Genomic DNA, 22,650 nt, shown 5'->3' on the forward strand with positions numbered 1-22,650 from the left:
CTGGCGTTTGTTAAGGATTTTTTTCAGAAAGATACCGAGCAAGTCTAGTCTATAGATCAGATTATCTTAAAAGAGCTCTATTGACAAAAATTTGAAGTTCTACGGAATTCTTTTATTCTCATTTATCTAAAATAGATAAATATAAATCTAGTTTCTGATTCAAATATAGAGCAAACATATCTGCCATGGCTGATAAATCATCCCTTAAATGATAGTGGTCAAAAGCTTCATAATATTTTAATCTATCAGTAAATTTTATATCAATAGGTGGATAACCTGCTTTCATCAGTTCCAAATTAACCAATAACCTCCCTGTTCTTCCATTTCCATCAATGAAGGGATGAATAGATTCAAACTCAATATGAAAACGGGCAAGTTTAGTAACCATATCTTCTTTGCTATTTTCGTATCGTTCCAGTAACTCTTCCATCTTAGGAACAATTAAATAGGGTTGCACAGGTTCATGAGCTGCCCCCATGATTCGAACCGGAACTCTTCGATACACACCCCTATCTTCTTTCTTGTCTGCCAAAACCAAATAGTGAATATCTTTTATAATCTTTTCAGAAATTGGAGCATCTTCACTAACAAGTTGCCTTACATAATCAAAAGCATCTTTATGCCCAATGACCTCCAAATGCTCTTTTAAGGATTTCCGGTCAATTGTAAGTCCTCTAAGAACCATATCTGTTTCGCGTAAAGTCAGTGTATTCCCTTCAATAGCATTAGAATTGTATGTATATTCTACTAAAAATTCTTCATTTAATCTTTCTACTTCCCCTTCAGTTAAAGGACGTCGTTTTTTTAGACTTTCTAATTTATCTTCCAAGACTAGAGTGAGTGATTCTTTAGTCTTATATCTCCCATCTGTCGGCTTTACTGCGTCACATGGGATTTTCCAAGTTCTTCCCTCTTGATATGCACCGTGAATCTTCCCTTCTGAGCACAAAATTCTTACTCTTCTGTCAGATATTCCCCACTTTTCAGCGGTTTCTTTCACTGTAATATACATCTTTTATCCCTCCGTTCTGTCACATTATATCACCTTGTCGGAACAATAGCAAGGAAGTCGGAACAACATCTATCACTTATCGGAACAATAGTATTTTCCACTATAACTATGGGATATAATATATCGAAGGTAAATGTGAACAAAGTAATTAGGGAATTTAAACTAGTTTATGACAATATTTGAGAAATTATATGGTAGTATTACAGACTCAATCTCCTCGATACATTACACACTAAAATAATATAGTAGATTAAAATAATGATGTATAGACACTAATTCCGAGCAGTTTAAACACCCAAACAAGATAGCATTTTCTTCATTGAAAAAAGCCTTTCTTTCTGCTATAATCGTATAAAATACTTACTTTAGGAGTTCTTATGAAGGTTGTTAAATTTGGAGGTAGCTCTCTTGCCTCTGCTAGTCAATTAGAAAAAGTTTTAAACATCGTAAAAAGCGATCCAGAGCGTCGTTTTGTAGTTGTTTCTGCACCTGGTAAACGCAATGCTGAGGATACTAAGGTTACGGATGCCTTGATTAAATACTACCGCGACTATGTTGCTGGTAACGATATTAGCAAGAGCCAAAACTGGATTATCGACCGCTATGCTGCTATGGTTAGTGAACTAGGTCTTAAACCAGCTGTGCTAGAAAAAATTTCTAAAAGCATTCGTGCCTTGGCTACTCTTCCTATTGAAGAAAATGAATTTCTCTATGATACCTTCCTAGCAGCCGGTGAAAACAACAATGCTAAATTGATTGCAGCCTACTTTAACCAAAACGGTATCGATGCACGCTATGTTCACCCTAGAGAAGCTGGGATTGTGGTAACAAGTGAACCTGGTCACGCTCGCATCATTCCATCAAGTTATGACAAGATTGAAGAATTGACAAATACAAATGAAGTCCTTGTCATTCCTGGTTTCTTTGGAGTTACCAAGGACAATCAAATCTGTACCTTCTCACGTGGAGGCTCAGACATTACAGGTTCTATCATTGCTGCTGGTGTCAAAGCTGACCTTTATGAAAACTTTACGGACGTTGATGGTATCTTTGCGGCTCACCCAGGTATTATCCACCAACCACACTCGATTCCTGAGTTAACCTACCGTGAAATGCGTGAGTTGGCCTATGCAGGCTTCTCAGTCCTTCATGACGAAGCTCTTCTTCCTGCCTACCGTGGAAAAATCCCTCTCGTTATCAAGAATACCAATAATCCTGACCATCCAGGTACTCGTATCGTTCTAAAACATAGTAGTGATGAATTTCCAGTTGTGGGAATTGCTGGTGACTCAGGCTTTGTTAGCATTAACATGTCGAAATACCTCATGAACCGCGAGGTTGGATTTGGTCGTAAGGTTCTGCAAATCCTTGAAGATCTTAACATCGGTTGGGAACATATGCCAACAGGTATCGACGATCTTTCAATCATCCTCCGTTCTCGCGAACTAACTCCTATCAAGGAAGAAGAAATCCTTCGTCAGTTGGTTCAAAAGACTGAAGTAGACCATGCAGAAATCGAACACGACCTTTCAATCATTATGATTGTTGGAGAAAAAATGAAGAGTCATATCGGAGTGACTGCTACTGCGACACGCGCTTTATCTGAAAACAAGATCAACATCCAGATGATGTCTCAAGGTTCTAGTGAAGTTTCTATCATGTTCGTTGTCAATAAAGACCAAGAGAAAGCAGCAATCAAAGCCCTCTACAATGCCTTTTTCGGTGAAAGTAAGGAAGACTAACCATGGCCCAATCTCTTAACAAAACAGTGCTTCTCAGCACGACAGGCACTTCCTACCTCTCTATAGCTGGGAAAGTTGGGAAATTCCTTGTCGGAGATCAGGCCTTGGAATTTTACCCAGATGTCAATGTTGAACAATTTATCCAGATTCCTTGGAGCCATATCAACCAAATTGGAGCCAATGTCACTGGGCGGAAAATCAGTCGCCACTTCGAAGTCTTTACAGACAAAGGAAAATTCCTCTTTGCTTCAAAAGACTCAGGCGCCATTCTCAAAATTGCTCGTGAAAAACTGGGCAATGACAAGGTCGTCAAACTTCCGACCCTAATTCAGACAATTAGCCAAAAATTTAAAAATCTATTTGCAAAAAAGTAGAAACTTTAGTATAATCATAGCAACGGATAAGTAGGTTATCTTCTTCTTTCAGAAAGTCTGCGGGTGCTGCGAGCAGATAGGAGGGATAGGTGAAATTCTACCGTTAGTAACAATTACATACACAATCAAGTGCACACCTGTGAAGTTGGATGGAACCGTGGCCCTGCCACTCCAACGCTTTGTCAGGTGTGCTTTTTTCATAAAGGAGTTCTTATGTTAGATATCAAACGTATTCGTACAGACTTTGATGCTGTCGCAGAAAAATTGGCTACACGTGGCGTAGATGCTGCTGTCTTGAATGAGATGAAAGAAATCGATGCTAAACGTCGTGACATCTTGGTCAAGGTTGAAACTCTCAAGGCTGAACGTAACACAGTTTCAGCTGAGATTGCCCAAGCTAAGCGCAACAAAGAAAATGCAGATGACAAGATTGCTGCCATGCAAACTCTATCTGCTGAGGTCAAAGCCTTGGATGCTGAATTGGCAGACATCGATGCTAAATTGACAGAATTTACCACTACTCTTCCAAACATTCCAGCTGACAGTGTTCCTGTTGGGGCTGACGAAGATGACAATGTGGAAGTTCGCCGTTGGGGGACTCCACGCGAGTTCGACTTCGAGCCAAAAGCTCACTGGGATCTTGGTGAAGACCTTGGTATCCTTGACTGGGAACGCGGTGGTAAGGTAACAGGCGCTCGTTTCCTCTTCTATAAAGGTCTCGGTGCTCGTTTGGAACGTGCTATCTACAACTTTATGTTGGATGAACATGGAAAAGAAGGCTATACAGAAGTCATCACGCCTTACATGGTTAACCATGATTCTATGTTTGGGACTGGTCAATATCCAAAATTCAAGGAAGACACTTTTGAACTCAGCGATACCAACTTTGTCTTGATTCCAACTGCTGAAGTTCCTCTGACAAACTACTACCGTGATGAAATCCTTGACGGTAAAGACCTGCCAATCTACTTCACTGCTATGAGTCCATCATTCCGTTCTGAGGCTGGTTCAGCTGGCCGTGATACTCGTGGTTTGATTCGTCTGCACCAATTCCATAAGGTTGAAATGGTTAAATTTGCCAAACCAGAAGAATCTTACGAAGAATTGGAAAAAATGACGGCCAACGCTGAAAACATTCTTCAAAAACTCAACCTTCCATACCGTGTCCTTGCTCTCTCTACTGGAGATATGGGCTTCTCAGCTGCGAAGACTTACGACTTGGAAGTGTGGATTCCAGCCCAAAATACCTACCGTGAAATCTCAAGCTGTTCAAACACAGAAGATTTCCAAGCCCGTCGTGCCCAAATCCGTTACCGTGATGAAGCAGATGGCAAGGTGAAATTGCTCCATACCTTGAACGGTTCTGGACTTGCAGTTGGACGTACAGTGGCTGCTATTCTTGAAAACTACCAAAATGAAGATGGTTCTGTGACCATCCCAGAAGCACTTCGTCCATACATGGGTGGAGCTGAGGTCATCAAACCATAAAAAATAAGGTTTAGCTATTTCTAGCTAGACCTTTTTTCGTAACCAAATCAGATAAGCACCTAGTACAAAGAATAAAATAGTTAGGCATATAATGGTTTCAGCCAATACTAGGTAATCCAGAAATGGAAGTTTCAAAATTCCCTGAGCCATCTTGAGCGAAGTAGCTGTGATAATGGTTGGGAAGGTGAGGGCTGAGAAGGCTGGTTGAAAGCCTTGTTTTAAAATATTGGGCAGGCGAGTCAAAACAAAGAAAAAGAAGAACTGGGAAGCCAAAATCATGGCAATCAAGAGCCAAGTCGGTAGGCTGGCTCCTCCAACTCGAACTAGGGAAGCCAAGAGTAGAGAGAAAGGAGCACAGTAGATACCTTCTTGCCCAAGCAAGGCTAATGGGAGTGGATTTTTCTTTAAATCGCTATAAATAAGCGGATAGAGATAGAAGGTTAGGAGAAAACCAAAACTCAAGGTCGCATAGGCAATTTCGATGATACCTACAAGAGGATAGGTTAAAGCAGCCACTGCTATCCCTACATAGAGAACAGTCCAACTTGGAGTCGCATTGACTCTCTTACCTGGACAAGCAAACTTGATGGTGAAACCAGCAATCAAGGCCAAATCCAAGAGAAATGAACACCACCAGAGTCCTTGCGCAACCAAAGGAAGATGAGGGAATACGCGAAAGACATAGGTCGATAAAATCATCCCAGCCATGGGAAAGGTTGCCATCCCTGATAAAAGAGGGGGCTTGGTCAACTCTTGCTTGGTTTCTTTCCAATTAAAAAGATGCAGAAGCAGAAAGTAAATCCACAAAATCAAACCTGTCAGACTCAATAGATGGGACAGAACCGGCAACGTATCTAAAACGAGATTTCCAGCTCCTGCCAAACCTAGCAAACAACCTGAAAATACTAAGGGGAGTTTTTTCATCCTAACCTCCAATAATCATGTTAGTTTCAGTATAGCATAAAAGCGCTTAAATGAGGGGATAAAAAACGAAGTCCGTTGATTTCAGACTTCATTTTTTACTCAGATATGAATTAAGCATAAGGTTGCAATTCTGGGTTAATTGGGGTATTGGCTAGGTTGTTGGCATAATTACAGAGGCTTGCTAGGCTGACACCAAGGACTACATCCAAGGCATTTTGTTGCGTGTAGCCAGCTTCTAAAAACTCAGCCAAGGCTTCATCTCCTACACGACCCTTGGTATTGATAACTGCCAAAGTAAACTTAGCTAGGGTATCCAATTTAGGATCTGTTTCAATTGGAGTACGATTGCGAAGAGCTTGAATCAAGTCATCATTCATCTGGATTTGTTTGATGGAAAAGGCTGTGTGACCTGCGACACAGAAGGCACAACCATTGGTCACGGCTGCCGTGATTTGCACCACTTCACGCTCAACGGGTGTCAGGCTGTTGCGACGGTTGATAGATGCGACAGTTCGGTAGGCTTCTAAAGCAGTCGGGGCATTGGCCAAAAGACCGATTAGGTTGGGAATATAGCCATTGTTGTCTTTTTCTACTGTCTCAAGAACTTCTTTCACTTCTGCTGGTGCTGATTCTACTGTATGGATTGTAAATGTTGTCATAAGATACCTCTTTTCTTGTTATTGACACTAGTATTATTGGAAAATCTTATAAAATCCTGATTCCTAAGTTTATTTAAGATAAAGCTTTATTCTCTCATAAGATTTTCGTTGTATATTAGTTTATCACACTTCCAATCACTTGCATAATATATATTATATATCAGCTTGATAAAAATCATTTATAGGCAAAAAAATCACACGAGCTGTGTGATTTCATTATTTATCAAAATACTTTTTAGTTTCAGCAATAACGACTGGCGACAAGACTAATAGGGCAATCAAGTTTGGCAGAGCCATCAAGGCATTGACAATATCTGCGATAATCCAAACCATATCCAACTCGATAAATCCTCCCAACAAGACCATGAGCACAAAGACCACACGGTAGAGCCAGATAAAACGAACACCAAAGAGGAACTCGAAACAGCGTTCTCCGTAATAGTTCCAACCTAGAATCGTTGTGAAGGCAAAAAGTACAAGGAAGATGGTCAAAAGGGCAGGCCCAAAGTGTGAAAAGACTGTTGAGAAAGCTGACTGAGTCAAGGCAACCCCATTTAAGTCACCACTCCAAACACCAGTCACCAAGATGGTCAAACCAGTCAGAGTACAGATAATGAGAGTATCAATAAAGGTTCCTGTCATAGAAATCAAACCTTGCTCTACTGGTTCATTTGTCTTAGCCGCAGCAGCTGCAATGGGAGCAGAACCCAGACCAGATTCATTTGAGAACACACCACGCGCCACACCATTTTGAATAGCCATCCGAACGCTAGCACCAGCAAATCCACCTACCGCAGCAAGGGGACTAAAAGCTGAGGTAAAGACTAAAGCGATTGTGGCAGGGATTTTCCCAATATTAAAGAAAATAACTGTAAGAGTTCCCAAAATATAAATGATAGCCATAAAAGGAACAACAGTAGTTGAAACCTTTGAAATGGACTTGAGTCCACCAAAGACTGCAATCGCTACAAAGACAGACAAGACGAGAGCTGTGATGGCTGGCGAAATAGCCGTTGTATTTTGGATAGATTCTGTAATCGAGTTGACTTGGGTGAAGGTTCCGATTCCCAAGAGAGCAACCAGTACTCCTGCTACTGCAAACAAAACAGCAAGGGGACGCCACTTTTCTCCCATCCCTAGAAGGATATAGTGCATGGGACCTCCCGCTACTGCACCATGGTCGTCCTTGGTGCGGTATTTGATGGCCAAGAGTCCCTCCGCATACTTTGTAGCCATTCCAAAGAAAGCCGCCATCCACATCCAAAAGAGGGCTCCTGGTCCCCCAACCTTGATAGCCGTCGCAACCCCTATGATATTCCCTGTCCCAACGGTTGATGCCAAAGCTGTACACAGAGCTGCAAAACTAGATACATCACCATGTCCCTTATCCTGGATAAAAATAAGCTGAAAGGCCTTGGGCAGACGCAAAACCTGCAAGAGTCCTAGCCGAATAGTTAGGTAAATCCCTGTTCCGACTAATAAAATCAAGAGGGGCGGTCCCCAAGCAAAAGCATCGATTGATTTAAGCAATTCTAACATTTCCTTCTCCTATCGTTTCAACCCCAAAAGAAAGAGCACATGCAAGATACATGTACTCTGGAATGCTTAGATAAATGCTAAAAAGCGGTCTATCCTAGCTCTGTCCTTTTACCTGAGAGTTTGAGCAGTTGCCTGCCTTGCCCCTTCGGTGCCTTTACGGTCTCTCCAGAGTTCCGTCCATTTACAGTCATGGAAAATCAAACGATTCCCCACTTCTATTAAACTTCATTCGGTGTTGGTATTTAATTGATTCTTATTTTACAAAAAATGTTGGCTTTTGTCAATGTGTTTATTAGTAAAAATTAGTTCAACAGTTTTTACTTTATAAAGTCCAGAATACTGCTATCCTTTAAAAGTCACAATAGTTGCACCACTACCTCCAGCATTTTGTGGAGCATAACCAAAACTCTTGACATGTTTGTTTCTTTGTAGGTATTTGGTGACTCCTTCACGGATGACACCTGTACCGATACCATGAATGATATCTACTTGAGCCATATTATTAAGCAAGGCTTGGTCGATAAAAGCATCTAGCTCATTCATTGCTTCTTCATAGCGTTTGCCTCGAAGGTCCAGTCTGGCTTGTGGGCCACGACCAGAAGTTCGTTTCACGACATTGACCTGTTTCTTCTTGACTTGCTTTTCTTGCTGGGATTGAACGAGGTCAAATTCTTTCTCTTCTAAAGTCATCTTAATCAAGCCTACTTGGGCTTCCCAGCGGCCATCTTTGAGTTGACTGGTCAAGGTACCACGCTGTCCGTAACTGAGCACCACGATATCATCTCCCACCTTTGGAGCCCGTTTTTTCTTTGCCTTTTGAAGCACCTTATTTTTTGACAAATCTACTTTTTCAGGAGCCAATTTCTTCAGCTTAGCCTTGGCTTCAATGATTTCGTGGGGCTTGAGTTGAGATTTACTGTGGAGATTTTTGAGAATCTGGTCACTTTCACTTAGGGCCATGTCCACAATCTCAGCAGCCTGTTCACGCGCTTTATTGAGCTCCGTTTCTTTTTCACGATTGAGCTCATTGTAGAGCTTTTTGAGAGCGCGGTTCATCTTGAGATTTTCTTGCTCCACCTCACGGATATTGTCCAAGCGTTTGCGGCTTTCCAGCGTCTGCTCTTCCAGTTGCTCAATAATCCGGTTGACATCATTGTCCTGATCGACCTGCTGGCTGGCATCCCCCACTATAACCTCAGATAGGCCTAGACGTTTGGCAATTTCAAAGGCATTGCTTCGGCCAGGAACACCCTGCATAAAGCGATAGGTCGGGCGTAGAGTTGCAGTATCAAACTCCATGCTGGCATTTTGCACAAAGGCTGTCTCAATACCGTAGGCCTTGAGTTCTGGATAGTGGGTGGTCGCCATGGTCTTGACTTGACGCAGGCGAAGGTCTTCCAGAATAGCCATAGCAAGGGCTGCTCCTTCTTGAGGGTCTGTACCAGCCCCCAACTCATCCAAGAGTAAGAGTGAATTTTGATTGACCTTGCCAAGAATATCCACAATATTGGTCATGTGGCTAGAGAAGGTAGACAAGCTCTGTTCAATAGATTGCTCATCTCCAATATCAGCAAAGATTTCTTCAAAAATACCAACACGACTTCCCTTATCTGCTAAAATCGGCAAACCAGACTGAGCCATAACCTGCGTCAATCCCAGAGTTTTAAGCATGATGGTCTTCCCACCTGTATTGGGACCTGTAATGACAATCGCTGTTAAATCTTGACCAAAATGGACATCATTTGCGACGGCATTTTTGACCAGAGGATGGCAGACATGGAGCAGTTGAATCTCTTGATTTTCTGACAGCTCAGGAACGACTGCTTGCCTTTCTTGCATAAAGCGGACCTTGGCACGAATCAAGTCCAGATGACCGATAATCCAAGCGTCATTGGCAATCTCAGTCGCATGAGGGCGGACACGCTCAGAAATTTCTTGGAGAATGCGAAACATTTCATAGCGCTCATCTGCTCGCAAACTAGCAATTTCTTCGCTCAGTTTGACCACCTCACGTGGTTCGATATAGACGGTATTTCCACTAGCAGAAATATCATGAACGACACCTGCAATCTTATTGCGGTAGGTGTTTTTGACAGGTAGAACCTGACGGCCATTTCTGCTGGCAACAATTACTTCTGTCAACATCTGCGCTTTTTGCTTGAGCAGGTCCTGTAAAACATCGCGGACCTGACTCTCGCTATCATGGATTTTTCGACGGATGCGCGCCAATTCTTCACTGGCAAAATTTTCAATGAAACCTGCATCATTAAAGGCTTGGAGATTTCCTTGTAATTGCGGAAAATCATGTAATTTCTCAAACCAAAGGGCTAATTCTTCCAAGCTAACATTTTCCAGATTAGCATAAAAACTTTGCAGCTCTCGGCTAGACAGAAGCACGCGCTTCAAAAGTAGGAACTCCTCGATATTGAGGTCCGCTCCCATCTCCAACCGCTTACAGACTCCTGCAATTTCCTTGGTTGCGAGAATGGTAAAATGCGGTTGCTCAACAAAAAGAGCCTGCATTTCCTTCATCTCAGCAAAAGCCTGTTTGATTTTATCTGCTTTGGCAATCGGAGCCAGCTGTCTCAATTGCTCCAAGCCCTGCTCGGTCAACAAATGGGATTCAAACAAGGCCTTGACCTTATTGAACTCTAATGTTTCTAATATTTTCTTGTTCATCTTTATTTCCTTGTCTTTGAATGTCTAGGTGTGGTATACTCAATGAAAATCAAAGAGCAAACTAGGAAGCTAGCCGCAGGTTGCTCAAAACAGTGTTTTGAGGTTGCAGATGGAAGCTGACGTGGTTTGAAGAGATTTTCGAAGAGTATTAGATTTTTACATTCTGATAGATTCGAGTCAAATCTGTAAACAAAGGGCTAGGAAAACTCCTGCCCTTTTTATCCGATTAAATTTGTCACCCAGATTTGTTTAAGCCAACTAGTTGTTACTGGTATGCTCTGGATGATATGTTTTGCGACGATACTCTTTTCAAGAGGATTTTGTATAACTGCCATGGGGATAGTCGCCAAGATGGTCAAGGCCATTTGCAAGACAAATAAGGTCACCAACATGGACAAGATACCTGCTGAAACTTGGAACAACTTACCACCCAGTTTTTTACTAGGAAGTAAGTGTAAGAGGAGACCAAGCAAACGACCGATGCTATAGACAACCCCGAAAACCAACAAGTAGCCGATACCCGCGTAAAAGACCTTATCCAACTGAAAGAGTTGATCCGATGGGAAAAAGAAAGTTCCCTGACCTTCCTGCGGATTTGCATAAGGGAGCAATAAATGGAATTGTTCTCCCAGCCCCTTATAAAACTGGCCAGCCATAAAAGCCGATGCCATGGCTGAAATCAGGTAATAAACCTGTAAGAGCAGGCCTCTCCGATAGCCGATATAAAATCCCCAAGCCAAGACCAATAGAAGAAGGAGTGAAATCATAAGGAATCCTCAATCTTGCTCTGTTCTTGCTTGCAAGTCACCAGCTTGTGACGGAGTTCTTCTAATTCTTGCTCCTTATCATCAAATTCAATCTCACGGCTGAGTTGAGTTGACAAACAGTTGACTGCCAACAAAAGAGCGATTGTTTCATCATCTGCGCTAGGCATTTGTTCTTTAATTGCTTGGTATTTTTCTGTCGCAACCTTGGCGATTTCCTCCATAAAGAGATTGTCATGTTCGCTTGTCAAGGTTAATGATTTTTTCCCGAATGTAAATTTGAATCGATTTAGATTTGCCATAAAATTCACCTCACGATATTATACCAAAATTCGCTAATTTTGTCAGTTTTTACAAATTTACCTGCTTTTATGGTACAATAGAAACTATGGCAAGTATAACACTCACACCAAGCGAAAAGGAGATTCAGACTTTTCTTGAACACTATCAAAGCAGTCTGGCTCCCAGCAAGAATCCCTATATTCGCTACTTTTTGCGACTACCTCAAGCAACGGTTTCTATCTATACTTCTGGAAAGGTCTTGCTTCAGGGTGAAGGGGCTGAGAAATATGCTAGTTTCTTTGGCTATCAAGTTGTAGAGGAAAACAGGGGACAAAATTTCCCTTTGATTGGGACAGATGAGGTTGGAAATGGTTCCTACTTTGGTGGGCTTGCAGTTGTGGCTTCCTTTGTCACACCCGACCAGCATGACTTCTTGCGAAAACTCGGTGTGGGAGATTCTAAAACTCTGACCGACCAAAAGATTCGTCAGATTGCCCCTATCCTCAAGGAAAAAATCCAGCATCAGGCACTGCTTCTCTCACCAAGCAAGTACAACGAAGTCATCGGAGACCGCTACAACGCTGTTTCGGTTAAGGTTGCCCTCCATAATCAGGCTATCTATCTCCTCCTTCAAAAAGGTGTTCAGCCTGAGAAAATTGTGATTGATGCCTTTACCAGTGCTAAAAATTATGACAAGTACTTAGCACAAGAGGCCAATCGTTTCAGCAATCCTATCAGCTTAGAAGAAAAGGCTGAGGGCAAATACTTGGCTGTCGCAGTTTCTTCCATCATTGCGCGTGATCTCTTTCTAGAAAATCTTGAAAATCTAGGACGAGAACTGGGTTATCAACTTCCAAGTGGAGCTGGAACGGCTTCTGATAAGGTAGCTAGCCAGATTTTACAAGCCTATGGTATGCAGGGACTCAACTTCTGCGCCAAACTGCACTTTAAAAATACTGAAAAAGCGAAAAAACGCTTAGAAAGGTAAATTATGAATTCATTTAAAAATTTCTTAAAAGAGTGGGGATTGTTCCTCCTGATTCTGTCATTACTAGCTTTAAGCCGTATCTTTTTTTGGAGTAATGTCCGCGTAGAAGGACACTCCATGGATCCTACCCTAGCGGATGGCGAAATTCTCTTTGTTGTCAAACACCTCCCTATTGACCGTTTTGATATCGTGGTAGCCCATGAGGAAGACGGTAATAAGGACATTGTCAAGCGCGTGATTGGAATGCCTGGCGACACTATCCGTTACGAAAACGATAAACTTTACATCAATGACAAAGAGACAGATGAACCTTATCTAGCTGACTATATCAAACGCTTCAAGGATGACAAACTCCAAAGCACATACTCAGGCAAGGGCTTTGAAGGAAATAAAGGCACTTTCTTTAGAAGTATCGCTCAAAAAGCGCAAGCCTTCACAGTTGATGTCAACTATAACACCAACTTTAGCTTTACTGTTCCAGAAGGAGAATACCTTCTCCTCGGAGATGACCGCCTGGTTTCGAGCGACAGCCGCCATGTAGGTACTTTTAAAGCAAAAGATATCACAGGGGAAGCTAAATTCCGCTTCTGGCCAATCACCCGTATCGGAACATTTTAAGAAACCTAAGAGGCCGAGAATCAAGAATCTCAGCCTCTTCTTCTATCGTGAGAAGATGATTATTCACTACCCAGTCTAACTAGGATAGAAACAACCCCAGCTCTCACCTATTCATACAAAGGAATTTTATGGAAGTTTATTTTTCAGGAACCATTGAACGGATTATTTTTGAAAATCCCAGCAATTTTTATCGTATCCTCCTCCTAGAAATCGAAGATACGGACGCAGAAGATTTTGATGATTTTGAAATCATTGTCACGGGCACCATGGCTGATGTGATTGAGGGAGAAGACTATACTTTTTGGGGACAAATTGTCCAGCACTCCAAGTATGGGGAGCAACTGCAAATCAGTCGTTATGAACGCGCAAAACCAACTAGCAAGGGCTTGGTTAAGTACTTTTCAAGTAGCCATTTCAAGGGAATTGGTCTCAAGACAGCTCAGAAAATCGTGGACACCTACGGCGACAATACCATTGACGAAATTTTGCAACATCCAGAAAAGTTAGAAGGCATCGCAGGACTCTCTGCCAAAAATCGTGAGGCTTTCGTCTCCACCCTCCGTCTCAACTACGGAACAGAGATGGTTTTGGCCAAACTAGCCAACTACGGCATTCCCAATAAACTAGCCTTTCAAATTCAAGACTTTTACAAGGAAGAAACCCTTGATGTGGTTGAAAATTATCCCTATCAGCTGGTTGAAGATATCAAAGGATTGGGATTTACCATTGCTGACCAACTAGCTGAGGAACTAGGCATCGAAAGTCAGGCTCCTGAACGCTTCCGCGCCGGTCTAGTTCACATTCTTTTTCAGACCTGTATGGAAACAGGGGACACCTATGTTGAAGCACGGGATTTGCTAGAACAAACCCTTAATCTCCTTGAATCTTCTCGCCCCGTGGAACTGGATCCCAGCCAAGTGGCCCAAGAACTCTCCTACCTGATCGAAGAAGACAAGGTTCAGCAGATTGATACCAAAATTTTTGACAACAGCCTCTTTTTCGCTGAGGAAGGCATCCGCAGTCACTTGGTTCGTATCCTTGAAAAAGGAAAACAGAAGAGTCATGATTTAGAAACTATTCAAAAACATATCACTACTGTCGAGGAAGAACTGGGGATTGAGTATGATAGCATTCAAAAACAGGCTATCTGCGATGCTATCCAGAACAAGGTCTTTATCCTGACAGGTGGGCCTGGTACTGGTAAGACAACAGTTATCAATGGGATCATCGCTGTTTATGCCCTTTTAGAAGGACTTGACCTCAGGAAAAAAAGCAATCTACCGATTCTTCTTGCTGCTCCAACTGGACGAGCAGCTCGCCGCATGAATGAATTGACAGGCTTGCCTAGCGCGACCATACACCGTCATTTAGGAATGACAGGTGACGATGACACCAGTCATCTGGAAGATTATCTGGATGCCGACTTTATTATCGTGGATGAATTTTCTATGGTGGATACTTGGCTGGCCAACCAACTCTTCTCCAACATCTCTTCTAACAGCAAGATCCTCATCGTGGGTGACAGCGACCAGTTGCCGTCTGTCAGTCCTGGACAGGTTCTAGCGGATCTGCTTCATATTCCCTTGATTCCTCAGACTCGCTTGGAAAATATTTACCGGCAAAGCGAAGAATCAACCATTGTCACCCTAGCTAGTCAGATTAGACAGGGCATCCTGCCATCTGATTTTACCCAGAAAAAAGCAGACCGTTCCTACTTTGAAATTGCTAGCGGGCATATTCCTGCTACCATTGAAAAGATTTTAGGCGCGGCCCTAAGAAGTGGTATTCCTGCCCGTGATATTCAGGTTCTGGCCCCCATGTACCGAGGGACGGCAGGAATTGATGCCATCAACCAGCTCATGCAAGACCTCCTGAATCCACCACAAAAAGATCAACTCAGTTTTGAAGCTCCCCAGTGCCACTATCGCAAGGGAGACAAGGTCATTCATTTAGTCAACGATGCTGAAATCAATGTCTTTAATGGAGATTTGGGAGCTATCACAGACCTGATTCCTGGTAAATACACCGAGTCGAAACAAGATGAGATTGTCATTGATTTTGACGGCAACGAAGTCTCTTACCCACGTAACGAATGGTACAAAATTCGCTTGGCCTATGCCATGAGTATCCATAAATCACAGGGAAGTGAGTTCCCTGTTGTCATCCTACCTATCACTAGTGCTAGTAGGCGTATGCTGGAGCGCAATCTCATCTATACAGCCATTACACGCGCCAAAAGCAAGCTTATCTTACTAGGCGAATTACAAGCCTTCGACTATGCTACCCAGCACATCGGAACTGCCCGAAAAACCTATCTGATTGAACGCTTCAGTGATTTATTGGAGAATGTTGAAGAAAAGCAACCAGCTATCTCTGAAACTGCCACATCAAGCGCCTCTGAACAATCCTACATCCTGACAGAAGAAAACTGGGACAGCATCCCAGCCATGATTGGGATTACAGACGCAGACCTCAAAGAGATTTTTGGAAAATAGTGTATAAGAAAACCCACCAATTCAGGTGGGTTTTCTGTTTATTAAGATTATTTTACTGTTGCTGTGCTTGTGATCAATTCAACAGCTTTTTTGATAGTGATATCATGTTTCAACATGTCAGCTGAAAGCAAGTTTTGAACTTGTGCAACTTCCATGTTGTAGTCTGCTGCCAATTGCTCAACTTCTTTTTGTATTTCTTCTTCTGAAGCATCAAATCCTTCAGCTTTGGCAACTGCTTCGATAACAAGGTTAGTCTTAGTACGTGACTCAGCTTCTGCTTGGTATTGGTTGTGAAGGTCTTCTTGAGTAGTTCCAGTGATTTGGAAGTACATGTCAGGGTTGATCCCTTGACGTTGCAAGTTCCCAAGGAATTCATTTACTGAACGGTGAACTTCTTCGTGGATCATTTCTTCTGGAAGTTCTACGATTTCAGCATTTTCTACAGCTGTATCAATTGCTGCACCTTCAACTGCATCTTTGTAAGCTTCTTCTTTAGCAGTAGCCAATTCTTTGCGGTATTTTTCTTTCAAGTCAGCAAGTGTTTCAACTTCTTCATCAATGTCTTTTGCAAGTTCATCGTCAAGAGCTGGAACTTCTTTAGCTTTTACTTCGTGGATAGTTGTCACGAATTTAGCTTCTTTACCTGCAAGGTCTTCTGCTTGGTAGTCTTCTGGGAATGTTACGATAACATCAACAGTTTCGCCAGCTGAGTGGCCTACCAATTGGTCTTCGAAACCAGGGATGAATTGACCTGAACCAAGTCCAAGTGAGAAGTTTTCACCTTTTCCGCCGTCAAATTCAACACCGTCGATAGAACCAACGAAGTCGATGACAACAGTGTCGCCGTTTTCAGCAGCAGCTTCTTTGATAACCAATTCAGCCAAGTTGTTGCGTTCGCGTTCGATACGCTCTTCAACATCAGCGTCAGTTACTCCTTTTTCTAGATCAACTGATACTTCAAGGTTTTTGTAGTCACCCAATTTTACTTCAGGTTTTGTAACGACTTCAGCAGTGATAACCCAGTCTTGACCTTTTTCCATTGAAGTTACATCAATTTTTGGTTGTGCAACCACTTCAAGATCAGCTTCTTTTACAGCTGCTTCATAAGCGTTTGGCAAAAGAGCGTTCATAACGTCTTGGTAAAGTGATTCTTCACCAAATTTTTTGTCGAAGATAGGGCGTGGAAGGTGACCTTTACGGAAACCTGGGACATTAAGAGATTTCTTCACTGAGTTGAAGACACGGTCCAATTCTGGTTTGATTTGGTCTTGAGAGATAGTGAAAGTCAAGACACCACGGTTTGTTTCTTTGTTTTCAAATGATACAGACATTCTGTCATTTCTCCTTAAAATTTTTTAAATACAGTCTATTATAACATAAACGAGCGAATTTTTTCAAGTAATGACTGCGCTTTTCAATGATGCTGGAAGTATGGTTTCTTCTTGGTTTTCTTTAGGTTTCGAATATAATCTTATAAAAGATGCTTAATGATGGCTGATTACAGTAAAAAACGAATCGCCCACACATCCCTCATTAGGCGATTCGTTTTGTATTATTTAACCACAAGAACCTTGTAATATTCATACTTATTTGGCTGTGTAATCTTAATTTTTTGACCATAGAAACCATCGATTTCTTTGTCAAAATAATCTGAAAATCTTGATGGCAAGCGTTTCATCTTAAGAACCTCACCAGATTGGTCTGCATATACAAGGAAATGATAGTGGGTTGTAGACATACCGTCATCAATCAATACAAAGTAACCTGTTTTAAGCTTACCTTGTCCATTATCTAAATGGTATAGTTTATTGTTATTGATTGTGAAGTTAGTAGATGGAAGTCTAAGTCGTACACCTGGGTCTTCTAGATAAAGATCATTGCCAACTTTTTTGATTTCTGATCTAGTTGTCATCTCTGGAAGTGGTAATACTCTACGACCATCTGCTCCAAAGTAATATCGACCTGGTAGATTTTGGAAATTACGAATAACAGCTTTAGGATCAATTTCTTGTCCTTCTTCTTTATTATCTACTAAAGCTAAGATTGTATTTGAAACTTGATCCCCATATTTGTCGGAAAACTTCTTGAACTCAGGTTTGATGTACCAAGTGTTTTTATCCACGATAACATCAGTAAAGTTATTTCCGTCAAATTTTGATGTAATCAGATACTCATATCCATCACCTAAACGGACAATATCATCATTTTTATAAGGGCTATTTTTTAAAGTCAACATATAGCCATCCTTACCAATGATATAACTTTCTCCATCGCTGGCTGGAACAGCTCTGTCTGCGACCATAGCACCTGATTTTTCAAAGTAAGACCATTCACCATTTGCAGTCGCCCATCCTGTTGCCATAGCGCCACTGCCTTTGAGGTAATACCATGTAGACCCTTCTTTGTACCAACCAGTACGCATAGCACCACTAGCTGCTAATGAGTACCATGTGCTTCCTTCCTTATACCAGCCAGTACGCATAGCGCCACTATCTGCTAGTGAATACCATGTATTGCCGTCTTTGAGCCAACCTGTCTGCATTTTACCAGCGCTATCGAAGTGGTACCAAGAACCAGCATTTTGTACCCATTTATTTTTAGCAAGACTGCCATCTTGAGAAAGATTCCAGTCAGCACCATTTTTAACCCAAGTATCTGCAGCCTGTGCTTGGTTGATAGATAAAAGTAGACCAGCACCTGCAAGTAAACCAAGTGTAAGTAGTTTAGATTTTTTCATAGCTATTTCCTCCTTTATTGAATAGTTATAAAAAGATAGTTTTCCATCATAAACATTCTACATAACTCCTAATAATCCTTAAGAGTCAACCAACACCTTCTTTCTATCATCATTGCCCACCCCACACCTTTATGATATACTAAGTATAAATATTTTCTTAAAACTTCTACTTTTGGAACATTTTTGGAGGCAAAAATATGCGGTGGGATATTGGTTCAGTTTATAAATACATTCGTAAGTCAAAAGGGATTACACAAAATGAGGTCTGTGGTGACTACATTACTCATTCTAACTTATCTAAGTTTGAAAATAATCATTCTACTCCTAGGTATGATACTATGGAGTTACTTTTGAGACAAATTGATATGAGTTTCGATGAATTTCATTATATTTGTCAACATTACCAAATGGATTCTCGTAAGAAATTATTTTCAGAATATTATCAAGTCATTTCTTCACCTAATCTAGAAGAAATGAAGACACTGCTATCAAAATGTCAAATTTATCTAGATGAAGTGCAGAATGATATCCCAATAGAACACGCTGTGAAAGAACTAACCATTTTTATAGAAGTGATTGAAAATCAGTTTTCCGATAAAGCCCAAGCCTTAGCTGAAGAGTTATGGAAAGAATTGGAAAAAAGAGATCAGTGGTTTCTCTCAGATTTACGGTTGTTAGTGATGATCATTTTCCATTTCCCTGTTGATTCACTAGAAATGCTACGTCAAAGACTTGTCAAATCTCTAAATAAATACACAGATTATCGCCCAATTCAAAGTATTCATTACTCCATTCTAGCCAATATGACCCGAATGTACCTTGAAGCAGGGAAGAAAGATGACTGTCTATGCTTAATTCAAGAATGTCTTGATTTAGCAAAAATATTGAAACGATACGATTTATTAGGTGTAGCTCAAGTACGTCTGGGAATCGTTAATGAAAATCATGCTATGATTAATAAAGGATTATCCTTACTCAAATCAACAAATGAAAGTCGATTACTGCGGGAAATGAAAAGAGAAGTTAGTGATTATTATCAAGCAGATTTTTTTGAAACAGAGGGCAAATAGTAACTATTATTTTATGAATAAAAGCGAACATGACTTCCTAGTAGACAAAGTTGTTCGCTTTTTTCGTTTTACTCTGTCTGATAGTTTATTTCACAACAGAAACATTTCCTGTCTTACTATCGATTTTAACAGTTTGACCGTAGAAACCGTCAATTTCTTTATTAAGATAATCTGAAATTCCTGTTGGCAATCGTTTCATTTTAAGAATTTCACCAGATTGGTCTGCATAAACAAGAATATGATAGTGATGAGAACTTGGTCTATCATCAATCAATGCGAGATAGCCTGTTTTTAGTTTGCCATTAGCTCCATCTAAATAGTATAGTTTATTGTTATTGATTGTAAAGCTGGTAGCCCCAAGACGAAGGCGTGCACCTGGATTTTCTAGATAGACATCATTGCCAACTTTTTTAACCTCTGAATAGGTGGTCATTTCTGGTAAATTTGTTACGCGACGACCATCTGCCCCAAAGTAATACCTGTTTGGTAAGTTTTGGAAATTCTTTATAACAGCTTTAGGATCAATTTCCTGTCCTTGATCTTTATTATCTATTAAAGCCAACATCGTATTGGAAACATAATCCCCATATTTATTAGAAAACTTTTTAAACTCTGGTTTGATATACCAGGCATTCTTTTCAACAATGACTCCATCTTTTGTATAAATAAGGTGATAATCATAACCATCAGACAAAGTAACAATATTTGTGATAATTGTATCATCCGCTTGAGATTGTTCAACCTGACTTGGGAGTTTGGTTAACAGATAACCATCCTTACCAATGACATAACTTTTCCCATCACTGGCTGGAACAGCTCTGTCTGCGACCATAGCACCTGATTTTTCAAAGTAAGACCATTGACCATTTGCAGTCGCCCATCCTGTTGCCATAGCGCCACTGTCTTTGAGGTAATACCATGTAGCCCCTTCTTTGTACCAACCTGTACGTATGGCGCCACTATCTGCTAGGGAGTACCATGTGCCATCTTCCTTGTACCAGCCAGTACGCATAGCACCACTATCTGCTAGTGAATACCAGGTATCCCCATCTTTGAGCCAGCCTGTCTGCATTTTACCAGAACCGTCGAAGTGGTACCATGAGCCAGCATTTTGTACCCATTTATCCTTAGCTAGACTGCCATCTTGAGAAAGATTCCAGTCAGCACCATTTTTAACCCAAGTATCTGCAGCCTGTGCTTGATTGATAGACAAAAGTAGACCAGCACCTACAAGCAAACCAAGTGTTAGTAGTTTAGATTTTTTCATAGCCATTTCCTCCACGAATTAAAACTGTGAGATAGAGTTAGTTTAACCATATTTTTATAGCACTCTTAAAGAGATGAAATACAAATCCTATTTTTGCTAAACTTGTTCGGAAACTATTTTATAAACACTATATTATTTTATCTATTTCTAACTCTATTTTACTCCCCTATAAAATGAATGTCAACAAATAACATAAAGACATTGTGAAAAAAATATTTTATTGTGCTGGAGATACTTGCTCGCTTCTTTGATACTAAGGTCAGCTACTAAAAATTCTTTACTCTGCCAAAAAGTTCTGAATGGCTGGTATGGCAATTTTACTAAAATTCTCATCAATACGATGACTTCCACCTTCTACTGTAACCAGTTTAGCATTTGGAATTCTTTGACTCGCATCTACTGAATATTGGTAGGGAGCAGTTGTATCATTGGTTCCATGTACAATTAGAGTAGGAGCCGTGATCTTCCTCTGTACATCTTCAATATCAATATCGAGTGCATCTGTCAGATAAATTTTACCCAGCCTAGCATTATGATGTGTCAGACTATCAGGGAGTTGATAAAATGATGGACTTCCAAGATTTTGATAAGTTTCCTTCACATCATCAAATAAAACATAAGCTGGGAAAATCAGGCCCAGCTTGTAGATTTGTTCCGGATTAGCAGCTGCATACAGGCTAGCTACTACACCACCCTGACTGACACCTATTATGCTCAGATGTTTCTTATCAACATAACTTTCTGATGTCAGTTTGTATACTACATTCGTTAAGTCTGTTAACTCTGTTTTAACTGACATACCCAGCATATCTTGACCACCACTTTTAGAATTACGGCTTCCTCCATAATAATCAAAACCATAGACCAAAAAGCCTTGCTTTGCTAACAATTGGATATAATCTTTATACATATCAAATGTATTGTTAAAGCCATGTGAGATGACCACTACTGGTAATTTTTTATTTTTATAATCTCTAGGTGCAGTAATTTGACCATACAGGTTTTTATCTTCATAAGTAACCGTATATTCCTCGGTAACAATATCTTCTGTCGGAACTAGATGACTCTCTTGTGTTTTAGGTGATTGATTTGTTTCTTGACTAGAAGCAGATGAAATACTTTCTTCAACTTGAATACGAGGAGATGTATTCTCTCTACTTTTCCAAAATAAGATTCCTCCTCCTATTACAAGACCGATAGCTAAAATGCTTACAATATATCTCATAGATTTTCCTTTTTATCATTTTTTTAATTTATACTCAATGAAAATCAAAGAGCAAACTAGGAAGCTAGCCGCAGGCTGTACTTGAGTACGGCAAGGTGAAGCTGACGTGGTTTGAAGAGATTTTCGAAAAGTATTAATGTGCTAGTATTAAAAATCCTCATGCCCCACCAAGTGGTGCTGAAAGGCATAGACCGCAGCTTGTGTGCGATCACTGACCTCAAGTTTGGCAAGAATGTTAGACACGTGCGTCTTGACCGTCTTGAGAGAGATAAAAAGTTCGTCTGCGATACGCTGATTTTCATAGCCCTTGGCAATGAGTTGGAGTACATCTCGCTCACGCGCAGTCAGGTCCTCATGTAGTTCTATGTGATTGCGGTGGTATTCGACCTTCTTGCTGACCTCTTGTTCAATAGCCAGCTCGCCAGCAGCCACCTTACGGACGGCATGGAGCAGTTCGTCTGCACTAGAAGTCTTGAGCATATAGCCTTTGGCACCAGCATTCAAAACCGGCATTATTTTTTCATTGTCCAAGTAAGAAGTCACAATCAAAATCTTGGCTTCAGGCCATTCTTTGAGGATGGCCAAAGTCGCGTCAATTCCATTCATTTCGGGCATGACGATATCCATGACAATAACATCTGGACGCAATTTCAAGGCTAAGTCAATACCCTGAAACCCGTTGGACGCTTCCCCTACAACTTCTACATCATCTTGGAGGTCAAAGTAGCTTTTCAAGCCCAATCGGACCATTTCATGGTCATCTACTAGTAAAATTTTCATCTTCACT

General features: G+C 41.0%; 19 protein-coding genes and 1 riboswitch. Of the genes, 7 read left to right on the plus strand and 12 right to left on the minus strand.

What is annotated here, in order from left to right:
• Nucleotides 1–118: 118 nt before the first annotated feature.
• Nucleotides 119–1,012: a Fic family protein gene (locus SP4011_RS09545; protein ID WP_173214214.1), complete on the minus strand. Its 894-nt coding sequence runs from the start codon at nucleotides 1,010–1,012 to the stop codon at nucleotides 119–121.
• A gap of 377 nt (nucleotides 1,013–1,389) precedes the next feature.
• On the opposite strand from SP4011_RS09545, the gene SP4011_RS09550 reads away from it, so the two are divergent.
• From SP4011_RS09550 to serS, 3 genes are all read left to right on the plus strand, one after another.
• A complete protein-coding gene (locus SP4011_RS09550) occupies nucleotides 1,390–2,754 on the plus strand; it encodes an aspartate kinase (protein WP_338619049.1) in 1,365 nt (454 codons plus the stop codon).
• A gap of 2 nt (nucleotides 2,755–2,756) precedes the next feature.
• Nucleotides 2,757–3,128: a DUF956 family protein gene (locus tag SP4011_RS09555; RefSeq protein WP_000079358.1), complete on the plus strand. Its 372-nt coding sequence runs from the start codon at nucleotides 2,757–2,759 to the stop codon at nucleotides 3,126–3,128.
• A gap of 213 nt (nucleotides 3,129–3,341) precedes the next feature.
• Complete coding sequence (gene serS / locus SP4011_RS09560) at nucleotides 3,342–4,616, plus strand: serine--tRNA ligase (protein ID WP_338619054.1); 1,275 nt, start codon at nucleotides 3,342–3,344, stop codon at nucleotides 4,614–4,616.
• Between the two features lie 24 nt (nucleotides 4,617–4,640).
• On the opposite strand, the gene SP4011_RS09565 is transcribed toward serS, so the two are convergent.
• The 6 genes from SP4011_RS09565 to zapA form a co-directional block, all read right to left on the minus strand.
• The gene (locus SP4011_RS09565) at nucleotides 4,641–5,540 is read right to left on the minus strand and encodes a TDT family transporter (protein ID WP_000735985.1); all 900 of its coding nucleotides are present in this window, start codon (nucleotides 5,538–5,540) and stop codon (nucleotides 4,641–4,643) included.
• A 110-nt stretch (nucleotides 5,541–5,650) separates the two neighbouring features.
• Complete coding sequence (locus tag SP4011_RS09570) at nucleotides 5,651–6,199, minus strand: carboxymuconolactone decarboxylase family protein (protein ID WP_050223066.1); 549 nt, start codon at nucleotides 6,197–6,199, stop codon at nucleotides 5,651–5,653.
• A 216-nt stretch (nucleotides 6,200–6,415) separates the two neighbouring features.
• Entirely contained in the window at nucleotides 6,416–7,738 is a 1,323-nt protein-coding gene (locus SP4011_RS09575) for an alanine/glycine:cation symporter family protein (protein ID WP_050223065.1), read from the minus strand.
• 90 nt (nucleotides 7,739–7,828) lie between these two features.
• A riboswitch (glycine riboswitch) is annotated at nucleotides 7,829–7,917 on the minus strand.
• Nucleotides 7,918–8,080: 163 nt separating this feature from the next.
• Entirely contained in the window at nucleotides 8,081–10,417 is a 2,337-nt protein-coding gene (locus SP4011_RS09580) for an endonuclease MutS2 (RefSeq protein ID WP_338619058.1), read from the minus strand.
• A 218-nt stretch (nucleotides 10,418–10,635) separates the two neighbouring features.
• Nucleotides 10,636–11,184 carry a CvpA family protein gene (locus tag SP4011_RS09585; protein WP_261066411.1) on the minus strand — a complete coding sequence of 183 codons (549 nt, stop codon included), beginning with the start codon at nucleotides 11,182–11,184 and terminating at the stop codon, nucleotides 10,636–10,638.
• The gene (gene zapA, locus SP4011_RS09590) at nucleotides 11,181–11,483 is read right to left on the minus strand and encodes a cell division protein ZapA (protein WP_000002019.1); all 303 of its coding nucleotides are present in this window, start codon (nucleotides 11,481–11,483) and stop codon (nucleotides 11,181–11,183) included. Before zapA ends, SP4011_RS09585 begins: the two co-directional genes overlap by 4 nt.
• An 86-nt stretch (nucleotides 11,484–11,569) precedes the next feature.
• On the opposite strand from zapA, the gene rnhC reads away from it, so the two are divergent.
• The 3 genes from rnhC to SP4011_RS09605 all read left to right on the plus strand — a co-directional run bounded on the left by rnhC (nucleotide 11,570) and on the right by SP4011_RS09605 (nucleotide 15,564).
• Nucleotides 11,570–12,451, plus strand: a complete 882-nt coding sequence (gene rnhC / locus SP4011_RS09595; RefSeq protein ID WP_338619069.1) for a ribonuclease HIII — start codon at nucleotides 11,570–11,572, stop codon at nucleotides 12,449–12,451.
• A 3-nt stretch (nucleotides 12,452–12,454) separates the two neighbouring features.
• Nucleotides 12,455–13,069, plus strand: a complete 615-nt coding sequence (lepB, locus tag SP4011_RS09600; RefSeq protein WP_001083986.1) for a signal peptidase I — start codon at nucleotides 12,455–12,457, stop codon at nucleotides 13,067–13,069.
• Between the two features lie 128 nt (nucleotides 13,070–13,197).
• The gene (locus tag SP4011_RS09605) at nucleotides 13,198–15,564 is read left to right on the plus strand and encodes an ATP-dependent RecD-like DNA helicase (protein WP_338619075.1); all 2,367 of its coding nucleotides are present in this window, start codon (nucleotides 13,198–13,200) and stop codon (nucleotides 15,562–15,564) included.
• 47 nt (nucleotides 15,565–15,611) lie between these two features.
• Here the strand turns inward: SP4011_RS09605 and tig are convergent, their stop codons facing one another.
• Both tig and SP4011_RS09615 read right to left on the minus strand, forming a co-directional pair.
• Nucleotides 15,612–16,895 (minus strand): trigger factor, encoded by a 1,284-nt coding sequence (tig, locus tag SP4011_RS09610; protein WP_338619077.1) that lies wholly within the window; start codon nucleotides 16,893–16,895, stop codon nucleotides 15,612–15,614.
• A 221-nt stretch (nucleotides 16,896–17,116) separates the two neighbouring features.
• Nucleotides 17,117–18,301: an N-acetylmuramoyl-L-alanine amidase family protein gene (locus SP4011_RS09615; RefSeq protein ID WP_338619078.1), complete on the minus strand. Its 1,185-nt coding sequence runs from the start codon at nucleotides 18,299–18,301 to the stop codon at nucleotides 17,117–17,119.
• Between the two features lie 197 nt (nucleotides 18,302–18,498).
• On the opposite strand from SP4011_RS09615, the gene SP4011_RS09620 reads away from it, so the two are divergent.
• On the plus strand, nucleotides 18,499–19,371 hold the full coding sequence (locus SP4011_RS09620; RefSeq protein WP_338619079.1) for a helix-turn-helix transcriptional regulator: 873 nt from the start codon (nucleotides 18,499–18,501) through the stop codon (nucleotides 19,369–19,371).
• An 85-nt stretch (nucleotides 19,372–19,456) separates the two neighbouring features.
• Here SP4011_RS09620 and SP4011_RS09625 read toward each other — a convergent pair whose 3' ends face one another.
• From SP4011_RS09625 to SP4011_RS09635, 3 genes are all read right to left on the minus strand, one after another.
• Nucleotides 19,457–20,638 (minus strand): N-acetylmuramoyl-L-alanine amidase family protein, encoded by a 1,182-nt coding sequence (locus tag SP4011_RS09625; protein WP_338619081.1) that lies wholly within the window; start codon nucleotides 20,636–20,638, stop codon nucleotides 19,457–19,459.
• 277 nt (nucleotides 20,639–20,915) lie between these two features.
• Nucleotides 20,916–21,863, minus strand: a complete 948-nt coding sequence (locus SP4011_RS09630) for an alpha/beta hydrolase (RefSeq protein WP_338619084.1) — start codon at nucleotides 21,861–21,863, stop codon at nucleotides 20,916–20,918.
• A 147-nt stretch (nucleotides 21,864–22,010) separates the two neighbouring features.
• The gene (locus SP4011_RS09635; protein ID WP_070528784.1) at nucleotides 22,011–22,643 is read right to left on the minus strand and encodes a response regulator transcription factor; all 633 of its coding nucleotides are present in this window, start codon (nucleotides 22,641–22,643) and stop codon (nucleotides 22,011–22,013) included.
• Nucleotides 22,644–22,650: the final 7 nt, after the last annotated feature.

The sequence above is a fragment of the Streptococcus parapneumoniae genome (assembly GCF_037076355.1).
GTDB classification, from domain to species: domain Bacteria; phylum Bacillota; class Bacilli; order Lactobacillales; family Streptococcaceae; genus Streptococcus; species Streptococcus parapneumoniae.

Excerpts from the sequence above, each read along its gene's own strand:
- SP4011_RS09545 (WP_173214214.1), bottom strand. The coding sequence starts at position 1,012 with ATGTATATTACAGTGAAAGAAACCGCTGAAAAGTGGGGAATATCTGAC.
- SP4011_RS09550 (WP_338619049.1), top strand. The coding sequence starts at position 1,390 with ATGAAGGTTGTTAAATTTGGAGGTAGCTCTCTTGCCTCTGCTAGTCAA.
- SP4011_RS09555 (WP_000079358.1), top strand. The coding sequence starts at position 2,757 with ATGGCCCAATCTCTTAACAAAACAGTGCTTCTCAGCACGACAGGCACT.
- serS (WP_338619054.1), top strand. The coding sequence starts at position 3,342 with ATGTTAGATATCAAACGTATTCGTACAGACTTTGATGCTGTCGCAGAA.
- SP4011_RS09565 (WP_000735985.1), bottom strand. The coding sequence starts at position 5,540 with ATGAAAAAACTCCCCTTAGTATTTTCAGGTTGTTTGCTAGGTTTGGCA.
- SP4011_RS09570 (WP_050223066.1), bottom strand. The coding sequence starts at position 6,199 with ATGACAACATTTACAATCCATACAGTAGAATCAGCACCAGCAGAAGTG.
- SP4011_RS09575 (WP_050223065.1), bottom strand. The coding sequence starts at position 7,738 with ATGTTAGAATTGCTTAAATCAATCGATGCTTTTGCTTGGGGACCGCCC.
- SP4011_RS09580 (WP_338619058.1), bottom strand. The coding sequence starts at position 10,417 with ATGAACAAGAAAATATTAGAAACATTAGAGTTCAATAAGGTCAAGGCC.
- SP4011_RS09585 (WP_261066411.1), bottom strand. The coding sequence starts at position 11,184 with ATGATTTCACTCCTTCTTCTATTGGTCTTGGCTTGGGGATTTTATATC.
- zapA (WP_000002019.1), bottom strand. The coding sequence starts at position 11,483 with ATGGCAAATCTAAATCGATTCAAATTTACATTCGGGAAAAAATCATTA.
- rnhC (WP_338619069.1), top strand. The coding sequence starts at position 11,570 with ATGGCAAGTATAACACTCACACCAAGCGAAAAGGAGATTCAGACTTTT.
- lepB (WP_001083986.1), top strand. The coding sequence starts at position 12,455 with ATGAATTCATTTAAAAATTTCTTAAAAGAGTGGGGATTGTTCCTCCTG.
- SP4011_RS09605 (WP_338619075.1), top strand. The coding sequence starts at position 13,198 with ATGGAAGTTTATTTTTCAGGAACCATTGAACGGATTATTTTTGAAAAT.
- tig (WP_338619077.1), bottom strand. The coding sequence starts at position 16,895 with ATGTCTGTATCATTTGAAAACAAAGAAACAAACCGTGGTGTCTTGACT.
- SP4011_RS09615 (WP_338619078.1), bottom strand. The coding sequence starts at position 18,301 with ATGAAAAAATCTAAACTACTTACACTTGGTTTACTTGCAGGTGCTGGT.
- SP4011_RS09620 (WP_338619079.1), top strand. The coding sequence starts at position 18,499 with ATGCGGTGGGATATTGGTTCAGTTTATAAATACATTCGTAAGTCAAAA.
- SP4011_RS09625 (WP_338619081.1), bottom strand. The coding sequence starts at position 20,638 with ATGAAAAAATCTAAACTACTAACACTTGGTTTGCTTGTAGGTGCTGGT.
- SP4011_RS09630 (WP_338619084.1), bottom strand. The coding sequence starts at position 21,863 with ATGAGATATATTGTAAGCATTTTAGCTATCGGTCTTGTAATAGGAGGA.
- SP4011_RS09635 (WP_070528784.1), bottom strand. The coding sequence starts at position 22,643 with ATGAAAATTTTACTAGTAGATGACCATGAAATGGTCCGATTGGGCTTG.